This is a genomic window from Halomonas qinghailakensis (assembly GCF_025820815.1).
GTDB lineage: Bacteria > Pseudomonadota > Gammaproteobacteria > Pseudomonadales > Halomonadaceae > Vreelandella > Vreelandella qaidamensis.
Genome location: NZ_CP096973.1, coordinates 359,801 through 384,433, shown reverse-complemented (window position 1 = coordinate 384,433; position 24,633 = coordinate 359,801). Strand labels below are relative to the sequence as shown.

At 50.7% G+C, this 24,633-nt stretch carries 22 protein-coding genes and 1 tRNA gene; 18 read left to right on the top strand and 5 right to left on the bottom strand.

Features of this window, described 5'->3' with window-relative positions; all coding sequences use genetic code 11:
• Positions 1-23: 23 nt before the first annotated feature.
• Entirely contained in the window at positions 24-674 is a 651-nt protein-coding gene (gene uvrY / locus M0220_RS01780; RefSeq protein WP_030070303.1) for a UvrY/SirA/GacA family response regulator transcription factor, read from the bottom strand.
• Positions 675-868: 194 nt separating this feature from the next.
• Between uvrY and M0220_RS01775 the strand changes: the two genes are divergently transcribed.
• A tRNA-Ala gene (locus tag M0220_RS01775) sits at positions 869-944 on the top strand.
• Between the two features lie 145 nt (positions 945-1,089).
• Here the strand turns inward: M0220_RS01775 and argF are convergent.
• The gene (gene argF / locus M0220_RS01770; protein WP_030070304.1) at positions 1,090-2,013 is read right to left on the bottom strand and encodes an ornithine carbamoyltransferase; all 924 of its coding nucleotides are present in this window, start codon (positions 2,011-2,013) and stop codon (positions 1,090-1,092) included.
• A 220-nt stretch (positions 2,014-2,233) separates the two neighbouring features.
• Here argF and grxD point away from each other — a divergent pair, with 220 nt between their 5' ends.
• From grxD to M0220_RS01730, 8 genes are all read left to right on the top strand, one after another.
• Complete coding sequence (gene grxD / locus M0220_RS01765; RefSeq protein WP_030070305.1) at positions 2,234-2,584, top strand: Grx4 family monothiol glutaredoxin; 351 nt, start codon at positions 2,234-2,236, stop codon at positions 2,582-2,584.
• Between the two features lie 158 nt (positions 2,585-2,742).
• The gene (dnaX, locus tag M0220_RS01760; protein WP_264018524.1) at positions 2,743-4,659 is read left to right on the top strand and encodes a DNA polymerase III subunit gamma/tau; all 1,917 of its coding nucleotides are present in this window, start codon (positions 2,743-2,745) and stop codon (positions 4,657-4,659) included.
• A 54-nt stretch (positions 4,660-4,713) separates the two neighbouring features.
• Entirely contained in the window at positions 4,714-5,040 is a 327-nt protein-coding gene (locus M0220_RS01755) for a YbaB/EbfC family nucleoid-associated protein (protein WP_030070307.1), read from the top strand.
• A gap of 3 nt (positions 5,041-5,043) precedes the next feature.
• Positions 5,044-5,649 (top strand): recombination mediator RecR, encoded by a 606-nt coding sequence (gene recR, locus M0220_RS01750; RefSeq protein ID WP_030070308.1) that lies wholly within the window; start codon positions 5,044-5,046, stop codon positions 5,647-5,649.
• A 53-nt stretch (positions 5,650-5,702) separates the two neighbouring features.
• Positions 5,703-6,836: a ribonuclease D gene (gene rnd, locus M0220_RS01745; protein WP_030070309.1), complete on the top strand. Its 1,134-nt coding sequence runs from the start codon at positions 5,703-5,705 to the stop codon at positions 6,834-6,836.
• On the top strand, positions 6,833-7,126 hold the full coding sequence (locus tag M0220_RS01740; protein WP_030070310.1) for a YcgL domain-containing protein: 294 nt from the start codon (positions 6,833-6,835) through the stop codon (positions 7,124-7,126). Before rnd ends, M0220_RS01740 begins: the two co-directional genes overlap by 4 nt.
• A gap of 38 nt (positions 7,127-7,164) precedes the next feature.
• The gene (locus M0220_RS01735) at positions 7,165-7,800 is read left to right on the top strand and encodes an acyl carrier protein phosphodiesterase (protein ID WP_264018523.1); all 636 of its coding nucleotides are present in this window, start codon (positions 7,165-7,167) and stop codon (positions 7,798-7,800) included.
• Positions 7,781-8,239 (top strand): YcgN family cysteine cluster protein, encoded by a 459-nt coding sequence (locus M0220_RS01730; RefSeq protein ID WP_030070312.1) that lies wholly within the window; start codon positions 7,781-7,783, stop codon positions 8,237-8,239. The genes M0220_RS01735 and M0220_RS01730 overlap by 20 nt, the downstream gene beginning before the upstream one ends.
• Before the next feature lie 52 nt (positions 8,240-8,291).
• On the opposite strand, the gene M0220_RS01725 is transcribed toward M0220_RS01730, so the two are convergent.
• The gene (locus M0220_RS01725) at positions 8,292-8,459 is read right to left on the bottom strand and encodes a hypothetical protein (RefSeq protein WP_198023690.1); all 168 of its coding nucleotides are present in this window, start codon (positions 8,457-8,459) and stop codon (positions 8,292-8,294) included.
• A gap of 233 nt (positions 8,460-8,692) precedes the next feature.
• On the bottom strand, positions 8,693-10,798 hold the full coding sequence (locus tag M0220_RS01720; protein WP_264018522.1) for a S9 family peptidase: 2,106 nt from the start codon (positions 10,796-10,798) through the stop codon (positions 8,693-8,695).
• Positions 10,799-10,860: 62 nt separating this feature from the next.
• Between M0220_RS01720 and M0220_RS01715 the strand changes: the two genes are divergently transcribed.
• The 8 genes from M0220_RS01715 to M0220_RS01680 all read left to right on the top strand — a co-directional run bounded on the left by M0220_RS01715 (position 10,861) and on the right by M0220_RS01680 (position 21,923).
• Positions 10,861-11,286, top strand: coding sequence for a hypothetical protein (locus M0220_RS01715; RefSeq protein ID WP_264018521.1), 426 nt, complete (start codon positions 10,861-10,863; stop codon positions 11,284-11,286).
• Between the two features lie 33 nt (positions 11,287-11,319).
• A complete protein-coding gene (locus M0220_RS01710) occupies positions 11,320-12,105 on the top strand; it encodes a class II glutamine amidotransferase (RefSeq protein ID WP_030070315.1) in 786 nt (261 codons plus the stop codon).
• A gap of 185 nt (positions 12,106-12,290) precedes the next feature.
• On the top strand, positions 12,291-13,964 hold the full coding sequence (locus M0220_RS01705) for an AMP-binding protein (RefSeq protein WP_030070316.1): 1,674 nt from the start codon (positions 12,291-12,293) through the stop codon (positions 13,962-13,964).
• 234 nt (positions 13,965-14,198) lie between these two features.
• Complete coding sequence (hrpA, locus tag M0220_RS01700; RefSeq protein ID WP_264019189.1) at positions 14,199-18,110, top strand: ATP-dependent RNA helicase HrpA; 3,912 nt, start codon at positions 14,199-14,201, stop codon at positions 18,108-18,110.
• A 107-nt stretch (positions 18,111-18,217) separates the two neighbouring features.
• Positions 18,218-19,339 carry a beta-ketoacyl-ACP synthase III gene (locus M0220_RS01695; RefSeq protein ID WP_264018520.1) on the top strand — a complete coding sequence of 374 codons (1,122 nt, stop codon included), beginning with the start codon at positions 18,218-18,220 and terminating at the stop codon, positions 19,337-19,339.
• Between the two features lie 76 nt (positions 19,340-19,415).
• On the top strand, positions 19,416-20,216 hold the full coding sequence (locus M0220_RS01690; protein ID WP_030070319.1) for an MlaA family lipoprotein: 801 nt from the start codon (positions 19,416-19,418) through the stop codon (positions 20,214-20,216).
• A gap of 8 nt (positions 20,217-20,224) precedes the next feature.
• A complete protein-coding gene (locus tag M0220_RS01685) occupies positions 20,225-21,418 on the top strand; it encodes a PP2C family protein-serine/threonine phosphatase (RefSeq protein WP_030070320.1) in 1,194 nt (397 codons plus the stop codon).
• Positions 21,408-21,923, top strand: coding sequence for an STAS domain-containing protein (locus tag M0220_RS01680; RefSeq protein WP_264018519.1), 516 nt, complete (start codon positions 21,408-21,410; stop codon positions 21,921-21,923). Before M0220_RS01685 ends, M0220_RS01680 begins: the two co-directional genes overlap by 11 nt.
• A 166-nt stretch (positions 21,924-22,089) precedes the next feature.
• On the opposite strand, the gene tal is transcribed toward M0220_RS01680, so the two are convergent.
• On the bottom strand, positions 22,090-23,031 hold the full coding sequence (gene tal / locus M0220_RS01675; protein WP_264018518.1) for a transaldolase: 942 nt from the start codon (positions 23,029-23,031) through the stop codon (positions 22,090-22,092).
• A 208-nt stretch (positions 23,032-23,239) separates the two neighbouring features.
• On the opposite strand from tal, the gene M0220_RS01670 reads away from it, so the two are divergent.
• Positions 23,240-24,424, top strand: coding sequence for a Bcr/CflA family multidrug efflux MFS transporter (locus M0220_RS01670; protein ID WP_264018517.1), 1,185 nt, complete (start codon positions 23,240-23,242; stop codon positions 24,422-24,424).
• Positions 24,425-24,633: the final 209 nt, after the last annotated feature.

The following is a 24,633-nucleotide window of genomic DNA, read 5'->3' as shown; positions in this document are numbered from 1 at the left end:
CAACAGAAGTTGCGATGGTAGGACTATCCCATGATGGCGTCAAAGCCCTCGACTAAACCATAGCGCAGTGCCAAGTGGGTAAGCTCTACATCAGTGGCTACCTGTAGTTTGTCAAATAGCCGATAGCGGTAAGTGTTAACCGTTTTGGGGCTAAGGTGCAAACGGTCAGAAATATCCTGAACGCGCTGACAATTTACAATCATAAGGGCAATTTGTAGCTCTCGGTGCGACAAGTGCTGAAAGGGGTTGTCCTCATCAGTAAAATGGGAAAGCGCCAGTCGCTGAGCGATCTCTTTACTAACATAGCGCCTTCCGTGAAAGACTTGACGAATAGCATCGGTCATTTCAGTTGCGTCAGCGCCTTTGCTAAGGAAGCCGATTGCTCCTGCTTCTAGCATAAGTCGTAATGCGCTATCTTCCATATGCGCGGTTAAGATCAGTACCCTAACGTCTTCCATTGTTCTATGAATACGTCGAGTTGCTTCAAGGCCTCCGATGCCAGGCATGCGAATATCCATCACAACAATGTCAGGTTTTAAGCGACGGCATTCAGTGACTGCGCTTTCACCATCGTCAACTTCGCCTACGATCTTGATATCGCACTCTTCGTTAAGCAGGTGAGCAATACTGGTTCTCACCAGGTGATGATCATCGGCGATTAAAACTTTGATCAAGGTGCTGGCTCCTGCATAAAATCATCGTAGTGGTGGGCGAAAGCCACGGTTGCAAGGTATAGAGTGCCACAGCTCTTATCAAAGGAGAATTTAGTTGATCGTTGTTCATCATTAGCTTGACGTTAAGCGATCTGTCAGCGTACTATTTTTCGCCGTTATAGGAAGCGATTTGAAAACGTCGCTTAAAAGTATGTGGGGCCTTAGCTCAGCTGGGAGAGCGCAACACTGGCAGTGTTGAGGTCAGCGGTTCGATCCCGCTAGGCTCCACCAATTTGTTATTGTTAATAATATTGTTGGCATTACTGACATTGTTGATAGAATCCAAAAAAGCGCCCATGGTAATGGGCGCTTTTTTTTAACTATTTATTCGTCAAATGAACGTTTTATTCGTCAAATGAACGTTTGGGTTTTCTGGCTATTCGTCAGTAATTTTACCGAGCAGTAAAAACTCAATCAGGGCTTTTTGAGCGTGCAGACGGTTGCCTGCTTCTTGCCATACGACAGCGCGCGGGTCATCTAGCAGAGTGGTGCTAATCTCTTCACCGCGGTGAGCAGGTAAGCAGTGTAGGAAAAGCACGTCAGGTTGTGCGCTGTCGAGCATCGCTTCGGTGACTTGGAATCCGGCAAAATCGGTTTCACGCTTAGCCTGTTCTTCTTCCTGCCCCATGGATGCCCACACATCTGTAGTAATCAAGTCGGCCCCTTTGACGGCTTCTTGTGGGTCGTGCAGCAGTGTGATGCAGTCGCTGGCCGCTTCCATGATGTCAGCGCGAGGTTCATACCCTTTCGGGCAGCAAATGCGCAGATGGAAGCCAAATTGGCGAGCAGCATTAATCCAAGAGTGGCACATGTTATTGCCATCCCCCACCCAAACCGCCGTGCGCCCTTTTACACTGCCGCGTAGTTCGGTCCAGGTCATCACATCCGCCAATAGTTGGCAGGGGTGATAGTCGTCACTCAAGGCATTAATGACAGGCACGCTGCTGGCGCTTGCGTAAGCCTCTAGTCCCGCGTGGGAGAAGGTGCGGATCATTACCGCATCGACCATTTCAGACAGCACTCGGGCAGTATCTTCGATAGGCTCGCCGCGCCCTAACTGTGTGTCGCGGGGGGAGAGAAAGAGCGCATGGCCGCCGAACTGTGCCATGCCGGTTTCAAACGATACGCGGGTGCGGGTGGATGATTTTTCAAAAATCATCGCCAGCGTGCGGTTAGGCAGCGGTGTGTACACCGGGCCGTTAGCCTTTAGCTCGGTTTTGATCTTAATCGCACGCTGAATCAGGTACGCCAGCTCATCTGGGGTTAAATCCAGCAAGGTTAAGAAATGGCGTGTCGCCATGATGGTATCTCTCCGCGCAAAAACACTATCCTAGCGATGCTAGGGGGGATGCGCAACGCGCCTGGCATGCGTAGAATGAGTCGCTATATGTAAGGCCGAGTAGTTTGCTCAAGTATTAACTTGCACAGCAATAAAAGGTAATCTTCGGCTAAAGGGTTAAAGCCAGTTAACGAATTGCGTAAACTGGCGCCATAACATTCCTTGTTTCTAGGAGCACATCATGAGCACGACTGCCGAAAATATTCAGCGCCAAATTAGCGAAAACCCTATCCTCATCTACATGAAGGGCACGCCACAACTACCGCAGTGCGGTTTTTCCGCGCAAACAGTACAGGCGCTGATGAGCTGCGGCGAACGTTTTGCCTTTGTTAACGTGTTGGATAATCCAGACGTTCGCGCTGAACTGCCGAAAATTGCTAACTGGCCAACCTTTCCGCAACTATGGGTCGAAGGCGAGCTGGTAGGCGGTTGCGACATCGTAGTCGAGATGCATCAAAGCGGTGAACTTGAGAAGCTGATTAAAGAAGCTGCCCAACGCGTTGGCGCTGCTGAGAGCGGCGACAACGCTTAACGATTAGTGCCCCATGCCGCTCAGTCGTTAGAGCTGCTAGTCTATGAGACTGTTGGTTTACCAGTCTATAAGCTGGGCGGTTGGCGGGCTGCAGCGCAGCCGCTAGAATGGTGCTCTTTTCGCATCGACAGTTAGCCCGCCAAAGGAAGTAGTGCTCAATGAGCTATCAGGTTCTGGCCCGCAAATGGCGGCCGCGTACATTCCACGAGCTCGTGGGCCAGGCCCATGTTCAACGCGCCTTAGTCAATGCCCTTGACCAGGGCCGTCTTCACCACGCTTATCTATTTACCGGCACCCGAGGTGTGGGTAAAACAACCCTTGCGCGTATTCTTGCTAAATGCCTCAACTGCACCGCTAATGGTCGCGGCGATGAAGGCATTACCTCGACGCCCTGCGGTCAGTGCGACAGCTGCCAGGCGATAGATGAAGGTCGGTTTGTTGACTTGATTGAGGTTGACGCTGCTTCGCGAACAAAAGTTGAAGATACCCGCGAGTTGCTTGATAACGTGCAGTATGCGCCAACTCAAGGGCGCTACAAGGTGTACCTGATTGACGAGGTACACATGCTGTCGACCAGTAGTTTTAACGCGCTGTTAAAAACGTTGGAAGAGCCGCCGCCCCATGTGAAGTTCTTGCTGGCCACTACTGATCCGCAGAAGTTGCCTGCCACCGTACTCTCACGCTGCCTTCAATTCACCTTGAAACATATGCCCCCAGAGCGGGTGGTGGAACACCTAACCTATGTTCTGGGTGAGGAAGGCGTTGAGTATGACGAAAGTGCTTTGTGGCTGTTAGGTAAAGCCGCAGAAGGTTCAATGCGCGATGCCATGAGCTTAACCGATCAGGCTATTGCCTTTGGCCAAGGTGCGATTCGCCATGCAGATGTTGCTGCCATGCTGGGTACCTTGGATCATCGCCACGTATTGGCACTGGTGGAAGCCTTGGCAGATGTGGATGTTCAGCGACTGCTAGCTGAGGTTGCGCAGTTATCGGAGCAAGGGCCTGATTTTGCAGCCGTATTGGATGAGTTAAGCGCGGTATTGCATCGTTTGGCGGTAGCGCAGATGGTGCCTGATGCCGTGGATAATAGCCACGGTGATCGAGCGCTTATTCAACAGTTAGCAAACCGTTTTACCGCTGAAGATATTCAGCTTTACTACCAGATTGGTATTCAGGGGCGTGGCGATATGGTGCATGCGCCTGATCTACGTAGTGCCTTGGAGATGACCTTACTGCGTATGTTGGCATTTCGTCCTCAGGGAGTGCCAAAACCGCCTACTACACCGCTACCGCTGCGTCGCGAGCCGCCAGCGTCTGACGTGTCGGATGTCCCCCCTGCGACACAGGCAAGTGCTGCTGCAGAGCCTGTGGCAAAAAAGCCTGAGCCTGCGTCGCCAATGGGTCAGGTTAACGCACCTGACCCCGCTGCTGCGCAGGCGAATGCTGAATCAGACATTGATAAGCCAGCCACTGATGAGGCATCCAGCGCGTTAGATGCTCTTTCGTCAGACCAGGCGCCGCCATGGTCGCTTGATGAAGTAGAGAGTGCGGCTATGCTTGCGCCAGAGCCAGAGCCAGAGCCAGAGCCAGAGCCAGAGCCAGAGCCAGAGCCAGAGCCAGTTTCCTCTGATGTACCTGTTAATGCTGTCAATTCCCAGGATACGGATGGTGATTGTCTCGATCATGCTGGGTGGCTGGCATGCTTTAGTGCGCTTGGGTTGGGCGGTCTTACGCGTAATTTGGCAGCACACTGTCAGCTTGAAAGTGATGATGGTCAGACGGTAGTGCTACGGCTTGATCCCAGTCAGTCTGCTATGCAAGCTGATGTACACAATAGCCGTATTGAGCGCGCGCTAAGCAGCTATGGGTTACCGCGGCGTGTCGAATTTACAGTGGCTGATTTGGCGCCAGAGCTTGAAACGCCACGTCAGCAGGAAGAGCGTCAGCAGAAAGAGCGTCACTTATTAGCAGTTGATCTATTACACCGCGACCCCAATATACAGAAGCTACAGCAGGCATTTGGGGCTACGCTCATTGAGTCAACCGTTAAACCTGCGTCTGACAAACGTGCTTAGCCGCGATGGTTGACTCGCAATGTTCATATTTTTGTTCCTTAAGGAGATAAGCGCATGTTTAAAGGTGGAATGGGCAACATAATGAAGCAAGCCCAAGAAATGCAGGAGAAGATGCAGCAGGTTCAAGAAGAAGCTGCGAAAGCAGAAGTACATGGCGAAGCGGGCGCGGGTATGGTGAAAATCACCATGAATGGTCGCCATGATGTCATCGATGTCAACATTGACCCCAGTGTTCTTGAAGAAGATAAAGAGCTTCTGGAAGATTTGCTTGCCGCGGCCGTGAATGACGCTGTTCGCAAAGTAGAAGCAAATTCCAAGGCGAAGATGGAAGAAGCAACGGCAGGCTTAAACTTGCCACCCGGCTTTAAGATGCCGTTCTAAACCATGCGTTTTTCCCCGCTTGTTGAGCAACTGATGGACGCTTTTCGCGTATTGCCAGGCGTTGGGCCGAAAACGGCTCAACGTATGGCTATGCATTTACTAGAGCGCGAACGCCCAGGTGGACAGCGGTTGGCGGCGGTAATTCAGCAGGCCATTGAAGAAGTAGGTTATTGTCAGCGCTGCCGTACATTGACCGAAGCGGATATCTGCGTGCTGTGCGAAAGTAGCCGTCGTGATGATTCACTCCTGTGCGTTGTGGAGTCACCTGCTGATCAACTTGCTATTGAGGAGGCGGGCGGCTTCCATGGTCGTTATTTTGTGTTACATGGCCATCTCTCTCCTCTGGATGGTATTGGCCCTGATGCCATCGGCTTAGATTTATTGGAAAGCCTCATCGCAGAGGGCAACATCCGTGAAGTAGTGCTTGCCACCAATCCCACTGTGGAAGGCGAGGCGACAGCACACTTTATTGCTGCCCAACTTTCTCATTACGGTGTCTCTTTCTCTCGGCTCGCCTATGGTGTGCCCATGGGGGGGGAACTTGAGTATGTCGACGGTGGTACGCTAAGCCGCGCCTTTAATGGTCGCCAGCCTTTTGCCAGCGATTGACCCTTACAAAAAACGCAAACGCTTATGCGCTTGTGCCAACCCGGAAGTGTGCTTTGTCCTCTTTAGCCCCCCCGTTGTATCAATGGATTGATAGTGCTGACGCCTTAGATGCTGCTTGCGAGCAAGTCGCCGGTGCCAGTGTCATTGCCCTCGACACTGAATTTTTCCGCGAAAATACATTTTTTCCGGTGCCAGCGCTTGTTCAATTCACCACGGGTGATACGGCTTATTTAGTCGATCCGTTGAGCACGCCCTGTACTGCTGCCTTTCGTGACTTGCTGCAAAATAGCGCCATTAAACTACTGCACGCGTGCAGTGAAGATTTAGAGGTTTTCCAGCATTGGGCAGGCGTATTACCAACACCACTTATCGATACACAGGTTGCGCAGGCTTTTTTAGGTGAAACCCCCGGCATGGGCTATCAAAAACTGGTAGAGCATTGGATGGGAGAAACGCTGCCTAAAGAAGAAACGCGTTCCAACTGGTTAGAACGTCCCTTGACGCCCTCTCAGTGTGAATACGCGGCGTTAGATGTTATTTATTTGCTGAAAGTGTGGAGATTACAAGCTGAAAAGCTTGAGCAACTAGGTCGACGTGAATGGCTTGACGATGAGTGTGCCAGCCTGATTGAGCAGGCGGGACGCAGTGTTGAAAGCGACGGCCAGTGGTATACGCGCCAGCGGCAGTTATGGCGTCTTGATCCCCATCAGCTTGAGGCCTACCGTTTAATGACCATTTGGCGGGAAGGGGAAACCCGGCGCCGTGATTTACCGCGTAACTGGTTAGTCAGCGATAAACTATTGTTTGCGGTAGCGGAAAAAATGCCCAAAAACCGCTATGAGTTGGCCGAGATTGAGGGAGTCAAACCGCCGCTGATTAAAAAAGAGGGCGACACGTTGTTAGCGCTGGTGAAGCAGGCTCAGCACTGCCCTGAAGATAATCTGCCTGCGCGTTGGCCAGATCCAATGCATCCTGCGTTTAAGCGGCGCTTTAAAGCACTAAAAAAAGTGGTGGTTGATAAGGCGGCTGAATTGCAAATAGCGCCGGAAATGCTATTGCGGCGGCGAGATATTGAGGGGCTGGTGATGCAGCGGCTCGCTAATCAGCCGCTAACGCCTCCTGGTGGCTGGCGTCATACTTACCTAACTCAAGAAATTTATCAGGCGCTTGAGGAGTCATCGCAATGAGCGAGAAACTGCTTTGTGAAATTTTAAAAAGCTCACGTAAAGACGAGATGTACCTCTATATAGACAAGCAGAAAGGGTTGTCATCCGTACCCGAGGCGCTAATGGAAACCTTTGGTAAGCCAGTGCCGGTACTGACAATGATATTGACCGCCGACAAAAAGCTGGCTCGGGTGAACGCAGCCGATGTGATGTCCGCCATCCAAGAGCAAGGCTTTTATCTACAAATGCCGCCTGCGAAAGAAGCCTATTTGCTGGATGTTCACCGTGCGCAAGCGGCTAACCGCGAATGAATGTTTTGCTATGAACGTTTTGTTATGAACCTTTTGTTATGAACTTTCTTGCCCATGCTTGGCTTGCCCATGCTGGAAGTGATGAGTTCCTTTACGGAAATCTGATTGCTGACGGTGTGAAGGGGCAAGACCTCACGGCTTGGTCGCCAGAAGTTGCTAGTGGCATACGTCATCATCGCCGCGTGGATGCTTGGATTGACCGGCACCCAAACGTTTTAAAGGCAAAGCGGCGCGCGCCAAGCGCTCAGCGGCGTTATGTTGGTATCGCGTTAGATATCGTGTGGGATCATTTTCTTGCTCGTCAACAGGCGGGAGAGCAGCAGCATCAGTTAATTGAGCGCTGCTATCAGCTGTTACAGGCTTGGCCTGCGCCGCAACGCCTGTCTACCATGATGCCACTCATGATTAAGCATGACTGGTTGCACCGATACGCTGATTTTGACTTTACCTGTCGTGCAGTAGCAGGCGTTGGCCAACGGCTATCGGGGCCTAACCGTTTAGCAGAGTTAGTGCCTTGGCTTTACGAAGACTACCCATGCTTAGCAGCCGACTTCTCAGTGTTATGGCAAGAGTGCCGTGCCACGCTAACCAGCAGTGGTGGTACTACGGAGGGTGGAGATTATTTAAAGATGGTGAAAGTAAAGGGAATCAATGATGGTGGCGGCTATGCGTGAGCGCTTCTGGGAAAGATACTCGCTAGAAGAATTAACGCCCCAAGAGTGGGAGGCGTTATGCGATGGCTGTGGCCAATGTTGCTTGTTGAAGCTCCACGACGATGAAACGCAAGAATTGGCAGTGCTTAACGTTGCCTGTCGGTTACTGGATATTCACAGCTGTCAGTGCAGTGACTATGAAAATCGCTTCGATAGCGTACCCGACTGTACGCAACTGACGCCTGAACTTGTCAAAGAGTTTACTTGGCTGCCGCACACATGTGGCTATCGGCGTGTTGCTGAAGGGCGCAAACTAGCAGGATGGCATCCATTACTTAGTAATGATGCGGAGCGCGTTCACAGAAAAGGCGTTAGCGTAAGAAGCTTTGCGGTTTCCCAGGACGATGTACCTGAGCGCCAACTAGAAGATCATATTATCGCAGTGTTGCCGATGACTTAAATCCATAAGTCGCCCTCCCTGGCACGTGTCTGACCGCTGGCTAACCAACATGTTAGCTGGCGGTTTTGGTTTTTGTGCTATCCCAAATGGTTAAAAATGCTTCTTTAAACGGCAAAGGCTGTGGTGCTTTTGCTGTTTTTAACGTAGCCAGCTGCTGTGTAGACGCGCGTGTTTTTGGCGAAGTATCCCAAATCGTTGGAAACTGTTCTTTATAGTTCATGGTGTTCTCCTAATTACGTGTTAGATCAAATTGTGCATTAGACATTTGTCTAATGAGCATATGGGTAGTATGGCGTAAAAATTATTTTATGGAAAGTATTTCCATAAAATAATTTGCTGACAAAAAAGCAGCGCCTAAGCGCTGCTTTACACGTTATCTAGGTTAAGTCTTGATATTTTTCTAGTGCTAAAGGCCTCCGCTAGGTCAAATACCTGTGGCGCTTTGGAACAGCGTTAGGGTTGCTGGTGTGTCGTATCCACAGAGGCTAACCCAAGAGCCCAGAGAATAAACGCGTCTTGGCGGGCAGTATCTCGCCAAGCTTTGAACCTACCTGATGCACCACCGTGGCCGCTGGTCATGTCGGTATGTAGCAATACAGGCGAGCTGCCTTGCTGTGCCTCGGTAACGCGGGCATAAAATTTAGCGGGCTCCCAGTAACTGACGCGAGTATCAAACCAACTGCCCTCTATCCACAGCGCTGGGTAGTGCTGAGAGCGAATGTTGTCGATAGGCGAGTAGCCACGGATACGTTCGGCCACTTCTGGGTCTTCAGGGTTACCCCACTCACTATATTCGGCGGTAGTTAGGGGTAATTCTGGGTTCTGCATGGTACGTAATACATCTAAAAATGGCACCTCTAACACCGCTGCGCAAAACGCCTCAGGCCTGCGATTGATGCAGGTGCCAACTAACAAGCCGCCTGCACTTGCTCCGCAGGCCACGATCCTTTCTGGCTGACTAAATCCTGCGTTTACTAACGCATCGCGGGCCGCTAAAAAGTCATTAAAACTGTTCTCTTTGTGGGCCATTTTGCCGTTGAGATACCACGGTTCGCCTCGCTCACCGCCGCCGCGTACGTGGGCTACTGCAAATGCTGCGCCACGTTCGAGTAGTTCAAGCCGGGCAATTGAGAACCAGGGGTCAAGCGCTTCACCATAAGCGCCGTAACCATACAGCAGCGTTGGGAGTGGTTGGCCAATTAAGTCAGCACGCATAACGATGGATACCGGTACGCGTTCGCCGTCAGCGCTGGTTGCCCATATGCGCTGGCTGACTAGTTGTTCAGGCAGCAGTTGGCCGTAAACAGGGACTTGCTTTAGCAGCGTGCGTTCACCGCTATCAAGGTTTAGCGCATACCAGCTGGGGGGGCGAGTGAATGACTCTTCACGTAGATGTACTGTATTTGCATTGAAGTGTGGCGAATCTTCTAGCAGCTGCGAGCAGGGTGTTTCAGGTAGTTCTATATGCTTATCCAGTGAGAGGTTGTGATCTTTATCTAGCACTAAGCGACGTAACATGACCTGGGCATCGTGATGGCTTCGCTCGGCGATGATTAAACCCCAGTCAAACGCATCGATTCCTTCTAAGGTGGTAGCTTCACGGTGGGCTATCAGTGGCTGCCACTCAGGAGCATCGGCACTGTGCTGGGTAATATGCATGAAGTCGAGCTGAAAATGAGGGCCTTCAAGGTTTTGTAAGCGATAAAACGTACCAGGGCGATGTTCAATGCTTACTTCAACACCTGCTTGGCGGGCGTGTAAGCATAGTGGTGAAGCCTGGGGTTGGTTTGCAGGCACCGCATGAATTTCTGTTGTATCTTTTGAACCGCTTTCAATCAGAAGCCATGCTTTCGAACGCGTTTTGCCAATCCCAATCCAGAATTCTGGATCGTTTTCTCGCATGATTAAGGTTGGTTCGGCAAGGCGCTCTGGCGTTGAAAACGGTATCCATACACGCCAGATAGAGTCTGGTCGCTGAGTATCGTCAAAACGGGTAAATAGCAATGTTGCACCATTAGCCGCCTGGTCTTCAGCCCAGCAAACACTTGCGCCAATGTCACTAAGTAACTGTTGTGGTTTTCCGTTTGGCAATGCTTTTAGCCACAGGGTAAAGCGCTCATCTCCTTGAGTGTCTTCTGTCCAGGCGAGCCATTGCTCATCAGGAGAAAGCGCCATATCGCCCATATCATAAAACGGCTGGTCAGCGGCACGATCGCGCACGTCAAGAAAGCACTCGTGTGCATCAGGCTGGCCGTTAGGATGTCGCCACCAGCAAGGGTAATCATCCTCGGCGGCAGTGTTGTTCCAGAACGTAAAATGGTCCAGCGCTGTCTTAAGACTGGTGATCGCCAGCTCGCGGCGCGCTAAGTGGCTTTGATAAAGTGTTTCAGCAAGCGGCCGTAAAGGAGCAAACCATTCAGCATGCTGATGGTTTGCAGCGTCCAAAAAAAGTCTTACATCGGGCGTTTCACGCTCTTCAAGCCAGTGCCATTCTGGAGAATTAGCGCGATAATAATGTGCGACAGGCGAGCCTTCGTGCATACCAGGCTGTGCTTTCATAAATTGATAGGTACCATAGCGGGAAATCAACGTCGGGTGTCTCCACCCACATGAGGGGTATTATGCTGTTTGAAGACTCAATGTCACTGTTGTGGTTAAGTTATTACGTCCTTTCACTGCTAGTGCTAGTCGCTGTTTACTCTGCGATGGCGTTCTTGCCTCGTCTACCACGCTTGCTCATCACCTGGTGTGTGGCGGGGGCGATGTGGATACCAGCAGGATATCGGTTGCCATTGATAGAAGAGGGTGAGTTTTATACCGGCTGGGCGCCGGCAGCCATGGTGTCTGCAGTTGCCTTTTTAGAGGGTAGCATGAGTGCGTTACGCGGTGGTTTGCTTTGGTTAATTCTGGGTGTTGGTTTAGGTGGATGTGTGGGGGTTGCTCTGTGGTGGTGGCGTAGGCCCCAGTTAGTTGAAGAGGCCAATTCACGTCGCGATGTAGAAGAAGATCCGCAACCGACTCGCCGCCGAGAACCAGTCATTAACTAATGCGTGTTCAAGGCGCGATGGTGGAGCCAGCCGATGTGTGAGTTACTGGGCATGAGCGCCAATGTGCCTACCGATATTTGTTTCAGCTTTTCCGGCTTTTTGCATCGTGGTGGGGGTACAGGCCCCCATCGCGATGGGTGGGGTATTGCGTTTTATGAAGAGGGAGGTTACCGGGAATTTCGTGATCCTCATCCTTCTGTTGACTCTCCAATTGCCCGCTTAATCTGTGAATATCCTATCAAATCTAATGTGGTGATCAGCCATATTCGCCAAGCGAATGTAGGTGGTGTGCGGCTGGCAAATACGCATCCGTTCACTCGTGAAATGTGGGGGCGGCCCTGGTGTTACGCCCATAATGGCCAGTTAAGTGATTGGCAACAGCTGCCGCTAGGCGTGTATACCCCGGTAGGTACTACTGACAGTGAGCACGCTTTTTGCTGGCTAATGGGGGAGCTACGTCGCTGCTTTCCCACACCGCCAGCGTCTCCACAACTATTATGGTCGCGGCTGCACGAGTTGTGCGAAGAGTTGCGCGGGTTAGGTGTTTTTAACCTACTGTTATCTGATGGGGTTTACCTATACAGCTATTGCTCAACCAAACTGGCACACATTACCCGCCGCGCGCCCTTTGGTGAGGCAGAGCTATCTGATGCGGAGTTGACGGTTAACTTTATCGAACATACGACGCCTAACGATATTGTCTCTGTGATCGCCACTGAGCCGCTTACTCAAAATGAAGCGTGGCAGCGTATGGTGCCTGGTGAATTATTGGTATGGCGTGAAGGAGAAATCTACGCGCGTTATGGTCATAGCAAATAGGAGGTCGACACAGCGTGAGCGACAGTAGCGAAGGTACGTTTTAAGCTAAAGTTGAAACGCCAGTTTCAATCGATCGTTTTACAGTATGCTGCCTGTCGTATATGGTTGGCTTTTTTAGGCTTGCCACTTTGTCACGTAACAATAACAAGTCGGTCAAATATCGACACGGATAGCGGAGATTGCCCATGAGCGAACACGCCAATGCCCACGTACTACGTGGTCCAGCGCTTGAAGGCTTGGAACAGTACAATTCAGTTACGGATGTCTTTCACTCAGCGGTTAAACGTTTTGCCAGCAAACCAGCCTTTAGCTGCATGGGAAAAACCTTAACATTTGCCGATCTTGATCGACTTTCTGCCAATTTTGCAGCTTGGTTGCAGCATGAAACCGATCTGGTTCCTGGGGATCGGATAGCTATTCAACTGCCTAATGTGCTGCAGTTTCCAGTGGCGGTGTTTGGTGCATTAAGAGCGGGCCTAGTGGTTGTCAATACCAACCCGCTTTACACTGAGCGTGAGATGGCGCACCAGTTTAAAGACTCAAATGCCAAGGCCATTGTGATTTTAGCCAACATGGCAGATAAACTTGAGAAAGTGTTGGATAGAACAGATATCCAACACGTATTGGTGACTCAACTTGCCGATCTGCACGACGTGCCGAAGCGTTGGTTAATCAACGCCGTTGTGAAACACGTCAAAAAAATGGTGCCTGCCTATTCGTTACCTAGCGCTGTTGGCTTTCGTGATGCACTGAAAAAAGGCGCGTCGTTACACCATACCGAGGTGCAACGCACCATGGATGATGTAGCAGCACTGCAATACACTGGTGGCACCACCGGCATGCCTAAAGGCGCTATGCTGACCCACTGTAACTTAGTGGCCAATATGCTTCAGGCCCGTGCCGCCATTGGTGAACACTTAACTGACGGTGAAGAACTCGTAGTTGCACCATTGCCGGTTTATCACATCTATACGTTTACCGTTAACTGTTTGTTCCTCATGGAAACAGGCAATCACTCGCTATTGATTACTAACCCTCGCGATTTACCGAGCTTTGTTAAAGAGCTTAAGGGGTTGCCATTTACCGGTTTTATTGGTCTGAATACGCTGTTTAATGCGCTGTGTAACCGAGACGACTTTAAACAGCTCGATTTTTCAAAGCTAAAGCTGACCATTTCAGGCGGCATGGCGCTTACCAAAGCGGCTGCTAAACGCTGGGAAGAAACGACAGGTTGTCCAATTGCGGAAGGCTACGGGCTAACGGAAACATCGCCCATTGTTAGCTTTAATCCGACCAACGCTATCCAGCTTGGCACCATCGGTAAGCCTGTTGCAGGTACTGCTGTTAAAGTGGTTGATGCGGATGGAAATGATGTGTTGGCGTTAGGTGAACCCGGTGAGCTCTGCGTGAAAGGACCGCAGGTGATGAAAGGCTATTGGCAGCGGGAAGATGAAACGCGCAACTCCATTGATGAAGATGGCTGGTTTCACACAGGTGATATCGCCATATTGCAAGACGACGGCTACATCAAAATTGTTGATCGCAAAAAAGATATGATTCTGGTATCTGGTTTTAATGTATACCCAAATGAAGTAGAAGATGTGGTCGCTGCTCACCCTGACATTCTGGAATCTGCGGCAGTTGGCGTGCCGGATGAAGATTCAGGAGAAGCGATTAAACTGTTTGTTGTTTCCAAAAACAGTGAGTTAGACGCCGAGACGTTGCGTAAGTGGTGTAAAAAAGAGCTGACCGGCTACAAAGTGCCGAAGTTTGTCGAGTTTCGTGATGAGCTTCCTAAAACCAACGTTGGTAAGGTGCTGCGTCGCCAGCTCCGCGATCAGGAAACTAACGACGCTTAAGCACCTGTTGCACTGGCTAATCGCTGCGGTTAGGTGTCCTGTTAGTGAAAGCGTTACAATGGTCGGCCCACTCATGCAGTGGGCCGATTTTATTCTGAGATGGAAGCCGAGCCTAACGTGACCACCGACACGCACTCTCCCCACGCAGAAACCCAACAACATGCTGAAAGCCAACCAGTGCCCCAACTTGCTTTTTTAGAAAACGCTGTTTTAGAAAAAGCGCTAAGTGAGGTGATGCTGCGTGACGCTCAGCGGTTAGCACGCCGTGTGGATGGCCTTAAAAGGCGTCAGCGGGATAACAAGCCGATTGACCGCGGCGTACAGGAGATTCAGCGTGACCTAGAGAAAGCTAAACGTCTGCTGGCTAATCGTGAAGCATTGAAGGTGGCGCTGGATTATCCTGCAGAACTGCCCGTGGTAGAGCGGCGTGAGGATATCTTAACGGCCATTCGCGACCATCAGGTAGTGGTCGTGGCGGGGGAAACGGGCTCAGGGAAAACCACTCAGCTGCCTAAGATGTGCCTAGAGCTTGGACGTGGGCGAAAAGGCATTATTGGACATACTCAGCCCCGGCGCTTGGCGGCACGCAGTGTGGCCGGACGGTTAGCGGAAGAAATGAGCGTAGCGCTTGGTGAGCAGGTGGGCTACCAAGTGCGCTTTAATGACCAAAGCTCTCCTAATACGCTCGTCAAGCTGATGACGGATGGGATCTTGCTAGCAGAAACCCAGCATGATCCCTTGCTGCTGCGTTATGACACGCTGATTATTGATGAAGCGCATGAGCGCAGCCTTAATATCGATTTTTTGTTAGGTTATCTAAAGCGCCTGCTGCCGAAACGTCCAGATTTAAAAGTCATTATTACCTCTGCCACCATTGATGTGAACCGCTTTGCCGCCCACTTTGGCAGTGTTAAGACGCCTGCACCAGTGGTAGAAGTCTCCGGGCGTACCTTTCCTGTAGAGGTTCACTACCGCCCGCTGGCGCGCAGCGAAGAGGATGAAGAGGATCGCACATTGCAAGAGGGCATTTTGCATGCAGTGCGTGAAATCGAATCCATTGAACGTGAAAAAGGCTGGCTGCATGGCCCACGGGACGTGCTGGTGTTTCTACCAGGGGAGCGGGAAATTCGTGAGACGGCTGATACCCTGCGACGGGCTGACTTAACCGGTACTGAAATTCTGCCGCTATACGCTCGGCTCTCTAATGAAGAGCAAAATCGCGTCTTCGCTTCCCATCGTGGGCGGCGCATTGTGTTGGCTACTAATGTGGCTGAAACGTCACTCACTGTGCCGGGGATTCGCTATGTGATTGACCCAGGCTTGGTGCGTATCAGCCGCTATAGCTACCGTGCAAAAATACAGCGCTTGCCGATTGAGCCGATTAGCCAGGCCAGTGCCAATCAGCGTAAAGGGCGCTGCGGCCGTGTTGCGGAAGGGGTGTGCATTCGTCTTTATGATGAAGAAGACTTCTTGTCGCGGCCAGGGTTTACCGACCCAGAAATTCAGCGCACCAATTTAGCGTCGGTCATTCTTTCTATGCTGGCGCTGAAGCTTGGTAGTATTGAAGCATTCCCCTTTGTTGACCCACCCGATAGCCGGTTCGTAAAAGATGGCTTTCGTTTGCTGTTTGAACTAGGGGCGGTAGACAACCAGCAGCGCCTGAGCCCGCTGGGGCGCAAGCTAGCTAAGCTACCCATTGACCCACGCCTAGCGCGCATGGTGCTGGCGGGTGCTGAGCGGGGTAGCCTGCGGGATGTGCTGATTGTGGTCTCAGCCCTGGCGATACAAGATCCTAGGGATCGACCGGCCGACAAACGCCAAGCGGCAGATCAGGCGCATCAGCGCTGGCATGACCCGGATTCTGATTTTGTCGCGCTACTCAATCTGTGGCACGGCATCGAAAATGCCCGCGAGACGCTTTCGGGTAACCAACTGCGTCGCTGGTGCCGTGAGCACTATATTAACTACCTGCGTATGCGCGAATGGCATGATACGTTCCGTCAGTTGCGACAGCTGCTGCGCGATATGGAGATTGTGGTACCTGCTCCGCCACCCAAAGATGAAGACGAAAGTGAAGAGCAGGCCAAGCAAGTGCGTCGCAAAACGTCTGGCAAGCTGCACCAAGCACTGCTATCTGGGCTGCTGTCTAACCTGGGTACGCTGCTGGAAAACCGCGAGTACTTGGGGGCGCGTAATCGTAAGTTTATGATTCACCCCGGTTCAGGGCTGGCGAAAAAAACGCCTAAGTGGATAATGGCGTTTGAACTGATTGAAACTACTAAATTGTTCGCCCGTACAGTGGCGAAAATTGACCCCCAGTGGATTGAGCCTCAAGCCCAACACTTAGTGAAAAGCAGCTACAGCGAGCCTCACTGGGAAATGAAACGTGCCCAGGTAGTTGCGTTCGAGCAAGTAACGCTGTTCGGCCTACCCATTGTTGCTCGCCGCCGGGTGCATTACGGCCCTATTGCGCCTCAAGAGTCGCGGGAGCTGTTTATTCGCCGAGCGCTAGTGGAGGGCGAATTTCAGACAAAGGGAGAGTTTTTTGCCCATAACCGAGCGCTGGTTGAAGAAGTTGAGGCGCTTGAGAATCGTGCACGTCGGCGCGATATTCTGGTCGATGAAGAGACGTTGTTTGCTTTTTATGACGAACGCATTCCTCACGATATCGTTAATGGCAAAGGGTTTGAACACTGGCGTAAGCAGGCAGAGCGTGAGTCTCCAGATTTACTAAAATTTGATATCGAGGCGCTGAAAGCGCGCGATGCTAACGACGTTACTCAGGCGCAATATCCCGATCATCTAACACTGGCAGGTGTTGCCTACCCAGTTAGCTATCACTTTGATCCTGATGCAGAAGATGACGGGGTGACGCTGACAGTGCCCGCTGCCATGTTGCCGCAGTTGCCTGTGTATGCCCTTGAATGGTTAGTGCCCGGGCTGCTGCGCGAAAAGTGTATTGCACTACTTAAATCACTGCCAAAAAGCATCCGTCGGCAGGTGGTGCCTATTCCCGATTGGGTGGATGCTGCGCTGGAGACGCTGACACCGGACCAGCGCCCGCTAACTGAGGCATTGGGTGAGTTTATTCGGCGCCGAACGGGCACACGGGTACACCCTGATGACTGGCGCTTAGACCTGCTAGCACCCCATTTAATCATGAATGTGCGCGTTGTCGATCACGCTGGTAAAACGCTAGGCCAGGGGCGTGACGTGCGTGCCCTGGAAAGACGCTTTGAAGAAGCCGCCAGTATGGGGGCCCAGGCGTTAGCAGAGCAGGCTAATCAGGCCCCGACGCTTGAAGGTTTGCCTAGTGAGCCGCTGCCTGAATCTCGAGTGACGACCCAGGCGGGTATACGTGTTGAAGCTTACCCGGCGCTGGTGGCTGAAGAGTCGCGTTTCAAAGTAGCGCTTTTTGACCATCCTGCGAAAGCTGCGGCGGCCCATCAAATGGGTGTGGCACGTTTAGCGATCGCACAACAGCCGGATCAGGTTAAAGCAATTAAACGCTTGCCTGGCGTGGAAAAATGCGCATTGTTGTTTGCCAAGGTAGGAAGCAAGAACGCGTTGGTTGATGATCTTCTGCTAGCAGTGTTTACTCAAGTAGTGGCTCAACATCCCCTGCCACGTTCTGAGAGAGCTCTTAAAGAACGTATGCAAGCTTCAGAAGCAAGTTTGCTAGCGCATGCGCAGATGTTGTTGACCCATGTCGAGGCAGCGCTTAAAGGGCATCTGGCAGTAACTAAAATTTTAAAAGGCAAGCTCAACTTTGCGTTGGCGCTTGTTTACAGTGATGTCAGCGCGCAGATGCAGCGCTTAGTTTACCCTGGTTTTATTCGCGATGCAGGCGAGTGGTTAACGGAGTATCCTCGCTATACCGAGGCTGCGTTGATCCGGCTTGAAAAAGCAGCACGAGAGCGAGGGCGCGACCAAATGCTAATGCATGATGTCCAAGCATTAGAAACACGCTTTGATGCGCGCCGTAAAAGCGAACGTCGAGGCGATGCGGAAGACCCTGAGTTAGTGGCCTTCGGCTGGTGGATTCAGGAGTTAAGAGTGTCTCTATTTGCTCAGCAGTTAGGCACTAAAATGCCGGTATCGGTAAAACGCCTTGAAAAGCGTTGGGAAGAGATTGTTAGCGTTTAACGCCTGCCGTAATACGATAATAGGGCTGTGCATTAAGTTGATGTACCAAGATAGCAATATTGTTTGACAGCCAGCGACTCTCAGCAAGCTGCTAAAAGGAGAAAGGCATGACACATGTGGTGATTACCGGTACTGGACTCTACACACCGGAACACGCCATTGATAACGCGTCGTTGGTGAAAGCATTTAACGCGTGGGTGGACAGCCAGAATGCTCATTATGCTGATGCAATTGCACGTGGTGAACGAGAGCCGTTGTCACATTCAAGCAGCGAGTTTATTGAAAAAGCTTCCGGTATAAAAAGCCGTTACGTGTTGGACGCCTCGGGAATTCTTGACCCAGTGCGTATGCGGCCTAAACTGCCACAGCGTAGTAATGACGAGCCGTCTCTCCAGTGTGACATGGCGATTCAAGCGGCACGTCAAGCGTTGGCCGCAGCCAAAGTTGATGCTATTGATATTGAGCTTGTTATTGTGGCGTGTTCAAACCTGGAGCGTGCCTATCCAGCCGTAGCCGTCGAAGTACAGCAAGCGCTTGGTGCCGGTGGTTATGGTTTTGATATGAACGTAGCATGTAGTTCTGCCACCTTTGCACTGGAAACAGCGGCCAATGCCATTGCATCAGGTAGCGTTAAGCGGGCACTCATTGTAAACCCAGAAATTTGTTCAGCCCATCTCAACTTTACAGATCGAGACAGCCACTTTATTTTTGGTGATGCTTGTACAGCTATGGTGCTAGAAAGTAGTGACTGTGCGGTGGCAAATGAGCAGTATGAAATATTGGGTACGCGTTTGGTGACTAAGTTCTCTAACGCGATCCGTAACAACGCGGGCTTTTTGAATCGCGTTACTGACAGCGATCCGCTGGCGCTAGATAAGCTGTTTGTACAAGAAGGGCGACGGGTTTTCCGCGAAGTGTGCCCTATGGTAGCTCAATTGATTTCAAGTCATTTAGCTTCTTTAGAGTTGTCTGGAAGCGATTTGAAACGCATGTGGCTACACCAAGCTAACCGTCATATGAATGACCTAATTGCGCGTAAAGTATTGGGCGTTGAACCCATTGAAGCACAAGCGCCGATTATTCTGGATCGCTATGCTAATACCAGCTCAGCGGGGTCAATTATTGCCTTTCACCTGCATCGTGATCAGTTTGAAAGCGGTGATATTGGGGTGATTTGTTCGTTTGGCGCCGGCTACAGTGCCGGTAGCGTTGTGTTACGTCGTCACTGATAGTGGTGTTTTATTCATTGTTTTAAGCGTGAATCGCTACCAACAACACGCTCCATATGCTGAAAGAGGAATTGTCATGCTTGGGTTATTAGCAAAGCATAAACGCGCACTTAGTTGGCGCTACAAGGGATTGCCTGTCTTGCTACTAGCCATATTAAGCATGAGCGGATGCGCCAGTTCAGGACCTAATGTTAGTGAACAAGCTCATCCCGAAGATCCTTGGGAAGGGTTTAACCGTCGGGTGTTTGTTTTTAACGACGTTTTAGATCGTTATACGCTCAAGCCGTTAGCACAAGGTTATCAAACGGTTACTCCTGGCCCTATACAAACTGGTGTCGGTAATTTTTTCTCTAACCTAAGTGAAGTACGCACTGCATTAAACAGTTTGCTCCAGGGCAAGCCTGCTAATGCAGGTTTAGCTACTTCACGCTTTTTAATTAACTCGACCGTTGGTATAGGCGGGCTGTTAGATTACGCTACGTTGATGGAAATCAACGCTGATAAAGAAGATTTTGGTCAAACGCTGGCGGTATGGGGCTGGGAGGACTCGCGCTATTTAGTGCTGCCACTGCTAGGTCCTCGCACATTAAGAGACACCACCGGATTGCCGTTTGATATTGCTGCCCATCCTATTACCTATATGGATGACCATACGCTTAGAGCTGGCTTGACGGCACTGGATATTATCCATATTCGTGCTGGGTTGCTTGACCAAGAAGCATTGATTAGTGGCGACCGTTACCGCTTTATTCGCGATGCCTTCTTACAACGCCGTCAATTTGAAATTAATGATGGTGAACTTGGGGATGACCCATTTGCCATGGACGATTTTGAATTCGATGATACCGATTTTGGTGACGACGATTTCGCCGATTGAGGCTTAATATGGATCATTCTAAGCAGTTGATCGCGGTGATCGATGAGCCGGGGCAAGAGCGTGATGCGTTAGCGGAAGCGATCACATGTGATGGCCTATGGGTATTTGCAGCGGAGAATATTGATAATTTGCCCGCTGATACTGCACTGATTGTTGCTCATGCAAGGGCAGTGCCGCGCCAACACTGGTCGCAGCTTACCAATCGCTTGCCCACTCTGGTTGTTAGCGATTCTCGTCAAGATGCTGATTTGATTAAGGCAGTTGACGTTGGTTTAGTGGATTATATTGTTCATCCACTACGTCACGCGGAACTGTTGCGTCGGATGATTCGCAAAGCCATTGAGCTTCACACTCTGGCTCAGGAGCGAGATCGAGACCGAGAGCGGTTGGCGGAACTAAACGAAAGCCTGGAAACGCACTTGGCCTTGCTGCGAATGGATCAGCAGAGCGGCGGACATATTCAGCGGCGTTTACTGCCGATTCATCCCAAAGTCATCAACGGAGTGTATTACGATTATTGGTTTGCGCCTTCGCTGTATTTATCAGGTGATTTCCTTGACTATCAGCGTTATAACGACCGCTACAGCGCGTTTTATTTTGCCGATGTGTCAGGCCATGGCGCGTCATCTGCGTTCGTTACTGTGCTGCTCAAATATCTGTGTAACCGTTGGTTGAATGAGTGGGATGGGCAATCGCCAGAACAGCTGGCGCCAAATTGGTTGGCGGCATTAAACCGAGAATTGCAGGACACGGATATTGGTAAACACGCGACCTTATTTGTTGGTGTTATTGACCATGAGGCTCGTAAGCTTCACTATTCGCTTGGCGCGCAGCTTCCTATGCCGTTGCTGGTATCGGGTGGTAAACTAGCGCGTCTGGAAGGTGAGGGAATGCCAGTAGGTCTTTTTCCAGATGTAGAGTATCCTTCGCTCAGCTGTGCTTTACCGGCCGATTTTCATTTATGGCTGTGTTCAGATGGTGTATTGGAATGCTTGCCGGGTAAGACGCTCGACACGCGGCTCAAGGAACTTGAGCAATTAGTAAGCGAAAGTGTCACGCTTGAGCAGTTGCGCGATCGGTTAGCTAATACCAACTCGCTTCTTATAGAAGGCGATGCGGATGATGAGGCGAACCAGGACCGCGATGCTTTACCCGATGACCTGACAATCATGATGGTGAGCGGATTTGGTCATGCTGATTGAAGAAGGCCGCATTAAAGCGGCGTTCGATTCCGGTGTTTTTGTTTTAAAATTATGCGGTGATGTACGCTTAACGCTGTGCGCTACCCTTGATACCCAAGCTCAACGCCTTGCGGAAACGCCAGGGCTGACGGCGGTGCTAATTGACCTGCGAGAAGCAACGAATGTTGATTCGACAGCGTTGGGTTTTCTTGCCAAAGTGGCAATGGCAGTAAAAGGGCGTTTAGAGCAACCTCCCACCATCATTGCTGATAACCCTGACGTGCGGCAAATGCTGGATGTGATGGGGTTTGCACGCTTTTTTACGTTGATGGAAGCACCTTTGCAGCAAGCGTCAAAATTAACGTCGGCACTCGAAGACTTACCTGCTGAGCCAGCTGATGAGGAAGGATTGCGTGAGCGTATTTTAGAGGCCCATCGAATTTTGATGCATATGAACGAGCACAACCGCGAACAGTTTCAACCGCTTGTGGAAATGCTCGAAGCGCAAAACACCACAGCCCATTAACACGTCATCAGCGTACATATTGCAAAAAACTCGATCTTTATTAAGGAAGTGCCCTCTAAGAAAACATTCCTAGAGGGCCTTTTTGATTGTGTTGCCTTCTGTTTTGTCTCAGTAGCCTATTTCTGTATCAGTAGCTTCTAGTTCCACAAGGCAAAAAGTAGATAAATTAGCTATTACGAAGTGTGCTAAGCAGCTCTTCAAGTTTTCGCTGGTCAGCCATAAATTTGCGTATGCCTTCTGCCAGTTTGTCCGTCGCCATCTCATCTTCATTCATTGCCCAACGAAAATCCTGCTGAGATAACGCCTCGCTCGGTACGCTGCTAGCAGCTTGGGGGGGAATAAGCTGTTGCGGCAAATCGCCTTTAAGTTCGTCTAGCTCGTTGAGTAATGCAGGGGATATCGTTAAACGATCACAGCCGGCCAATGCTTGAATCTCACCTACGTTTCTGAAGCTTGCGCCCATCACGATGGTAGGGTAGCCATGGTCTTTGTAGTACTCGTAAATACGCTTGACAGACTGCACGCCCGGATCATTGGCTCCACTAAAATTTGTGTCAGGATGTTTAGCTTTATGCCAGTCGAGAATACGGCCCACGAACGGTGAAATAAGCGTTGCACCAGCATCTGCACAGGCTTGCGCCTGGGCAAAGCCAAATAACAAGGTCAAGTTTGTACGAATACCATCACGCTCAAGTTGACGAGCGGCTTGGATGCCCTCCCAGGTCGAGGCCATTTTGATCAAAATACGCTCAGGTCCCACACCATGCTGTGCATAGCGCTCAATCAGTGAGTGCGCCTTGGCAATAGTGGCATCACGATCAAACGATAGTCGGGCACTGACTTCAGTTGATACATAGCCGGGTACCAGCTCGCTGATTTCGCTACCGATATCAACAGCGACACGATCTACTGCATCTTCGAGATTGATGCTTTCTTTAGCAATGCTAGCCAGGCGTGCGCGTCGATCTTCTTGTTGAGCCGCTTGCAGGATAAGTGATGGATTGGTGGTGGCATCTTGCGGCTGAAAACGGCGGATAGCCTCAAGGTCGCCGGTGTCAGCGACCACCGTAGTCATCTTTTTTAATTGAGTTAGTAGGCTAGTAGCCATGCACCGCTCCTTAGTTGTCTTTTAGATAGCTGTCGTTGAGATCGTAATGGTTGAGATAGTAATGGTTGAGATCGTAATCATCGGACTACTTTAGCAAGGCCATTGCGCAGCGAACAGAGACCGACAAACGAATTGAAATCGATTATAATTAGCGTCCTATCTATTCAGCGGCATTCTCTGCTGTTTAGTGCCCACTTCAAGGATATTTATGGAACTTGATCCTCGTCGGGTGGCGCTGTTGGTGGCGGCCAATACAGCGCTTGCGCCGTTTGCAATTGATGCTTATTTACCTGCCATGGGGATACTGGCTGAAAATATCAATGCGAGTATTCATCATACTGAACTCTCTATCAGTATGTTCTTATTTGGTTTTGCAATAGGTCAGCTGTGCTTTGGACCACTGTCAGATCGGATTGGGCGTAAGCCTGTTTTACTCAGCGGTTTGGTGGTGTTTATGCTTGCAAGCCTAATGATCACTACCGTGGATAGTTTGTCTTCCTTGTTGGCATGGCGATTCATTCAAGCGCTGGGCGGAGGTGCCTGTGTGGTTAACTCGGCAGCGATTGTGCGCGACTGCTTTAGCGGACGTGAAGCCGCTAAGGTCATGTCAACAATGGCGATGATTATGATGCTAGCACCATTGGTCGCTCCTGCGGTGGGCAGTCTCTTGCTACACGTTGCCGGGTGGTGGTTGATCTTTGTATTTTTGGCCGCTTATGCAGGATTTTTGCTTTGGCTGTTAGGCACGCGTTTACCCGAGACGCGAGATACGAACCTGCCCGCTGCTTCGCCGCGCCAAGTTATACGTAACTACGCTAGCGTGCTGCGTCATAAAGAGGGGATGGGCTATATATGCGCCGTCGCAGCCTCATTCGCTGGGCTGTTTGCTTTTGTAACGGCTTCTCCATTTTTATACTTAGACTACTTCTCGTTATCGCCTAGCGTTTACCCACTAGTATTTGGCGTCAATGTCCTTGTGATTGCGTTATCTAATCGCGTCAATATTCATTTGCTGCGTAAGCGCTCGCCTCAGCAGAATTTAAGACTTGGGTTAACCATTCAGCTCATTGCAGCGCTAGGGCTGGTAACAGTGACAGCCCTTAATCTCGCGTCGCTTTATGTAGTGGTTCCGCTGATCATGCTGTTTACCGGCATGATTGGCTTGATCACGCCAAATGCCATCTCTGCGCTACTCGATCATTTTGGACATATTAGTGCCACAGCAACTGCCTTGCTGGGCGGCATCCAGTTTAGCTGTGGGGCTATTGCTGGGGTGATGGTGGGTTTATTCCAAGTAGAGCACCTGTGGCCAATGGTGCTCACAATGTTAGGAGCCGCGCTGCTGGGTAATATCGGTGTTAGAAAACTGACAAGTAAGCCGGAACATGAATAGTCAGCTGTTAGTGCTTCACGTAACACTTTCAGCTGACAGATTTTTCTAACCCCCTGATATTATTTATTTTCCCGTATGAAGATTAACGGCTAATAACGAGAGTATGTTCAGAAGGCTTCTGGAATGAGCAGAAGGGTGATCTCAGCACTATCTGCGCTGCATCCAAAAAGGCGCGCGTTTGTCTAGCACGCTGCTAGCAAGTAGCAGCG

What these genes read in the sequence shown, in the direction of transcription:
- argF (WP_030070304.1), bottom strand. Translation starts at nt 2,013, where the DNA reads ATGGCGACACGCCATTTCTTAACCTTGCTGGATTTAACCCCAGATGAG.
- grxD (WP_030070305.1), top strand. Translation starts at nt 2,234, where the DNA reads ATGAGCACGACTGCCGAAAATATTCAGCGCCAAATTAGCGAAAACCCT.
- dnaX (WP_264018524.1), top strand. Translation starts at nt 2,743, where the DNA reads ATGAGCTATCAGGTTCTGGCCCGCAAATGGCGGCCGCGTACATTCCAC.
- M0220_RS01755 (WP_030070307.1), top strand. Translation starts at nt 4,714, where the DNA reads ATGTTTAAAGGTGGAATGGGCAACATAATGAAGCAAGCCCAAGAAATG.
- recR (WP_030070308.1), top strand. Translation starts at nt 5,044, where the DNA reads ATGCGTTTTTCCCCGCTTGTTGAGCAACTGATGGACGCTTTTCGCGTA.
- M0220_RS01740 (WP_030070310.1), top strand. Translation starts at nt 6,833, where the DNA reads ATGAGCGAGAAACTGCTTTGTGAAATTTTAAAAAGCTCACGTAAAGAC.
- M0220_RS01735 (WP_264018523.1), top strand. Translation starts at nt 7,165, where the DNA reads ATGAACTTTCTTGCCCATGCTTGGCTTGCCCATGCTGGAAGTGATGAG.
- M0220_RS01730 (WP_030070312.1), top strand. Translation starts at nt 7,781, where the DNA reads ATGGTGGCGGCTATGCGTGAGCGCTTCTGGGAAAGATACTCGCTAGAA.
- M0220_RS01725 (WP_198023690.1), bottom strand. Translation starts at nt 8,459, where the DNA reads ATGAACTATAAAGAACAGTTTCCAACGATTTGGGATACTTCGCCAAAA.
- M0220_RS01720 (WP_264018522.1), bottom strand. Translation starts at nt 10,798, where the DNA reads ATGAAAGCACAGCCTGGTATGCACGAAGGCTCGCCTGTCGCACATTAT.
- M0220_RS01715 (WP_264018521.1), top strand. Translation starts at nt 10,861, where the DNA reads ATGCTGTTTGAAGACTCAATGTCACTGTTGTGGTTAAGTTATTACGTC.
- M0220_RS01710 (WP_030070315.1), top strand. Translation starts at nt 11,320, where the DNA reads ATGTGTGAGTTACTGGGCATGAGCGCCAATGTGCCTACCGATATTTGT.
- M0220_RS01705 (WP_030070316.1), top strand. Translation starts at nt 12,291, where the DNA reads ATGAGCGAACACGCCAATGCCCACGTACTACGTGGTCCAGCGCTTGAA.
- hrpA (WP_264019189.1), top strand. Translation starts at nt 14,199, where the DNA reads ATGCTGCGTGACGCTCAGCGGTTAGCACGCCGTGTGGATGGCCTTAAA.
- M0220_RS01695 (WP_264018520.1), top strand. Translation starts at nt 18,218, where the DNA reads ATGACACATGTGGTGATTACCGGTACTGGACTCTACACACCGGAACAC.
- M0220_RS01690 (WP_030070319.1), top strand. Translation starts at nt 19,416, where the DNA reads ATGCTTGGGTTATTAGCAAAGCATAAACGCGCACTTAGTTGGCGCTAC.
- M0220_RS01685 (WP_030070320.1), top strand. Translation starts at nt 20,225, where the DNA reads ATGGATCATTCTAAGCAGTTGATCGCGGTGATCGATGAGCCGGGGCAA.
- M0220_RS01680 (WP_264018519.1), top strand. Translation starts at nt 21,408, where the DNA reads ATGCTGATTGAAGAAGGCCGCATTAAAGCGGCGTTCGATTCCGGTGTT.
- tal (WP_264018518.1), bottom strand. Translation starts at nt 23,031, where the DNA reads ATGGCTACTAGCCTACTAACTCAATTAAAAAAGATGACTACGGTGGTC.
- M0220_RS01670 (WP_264018517.1), top strand. Translation starts at nt 23,240, where the DNA reads ATGGAACTTGATCCTCGTCGGGTGGCGCTGTTGGTGGCGGCCAATACA.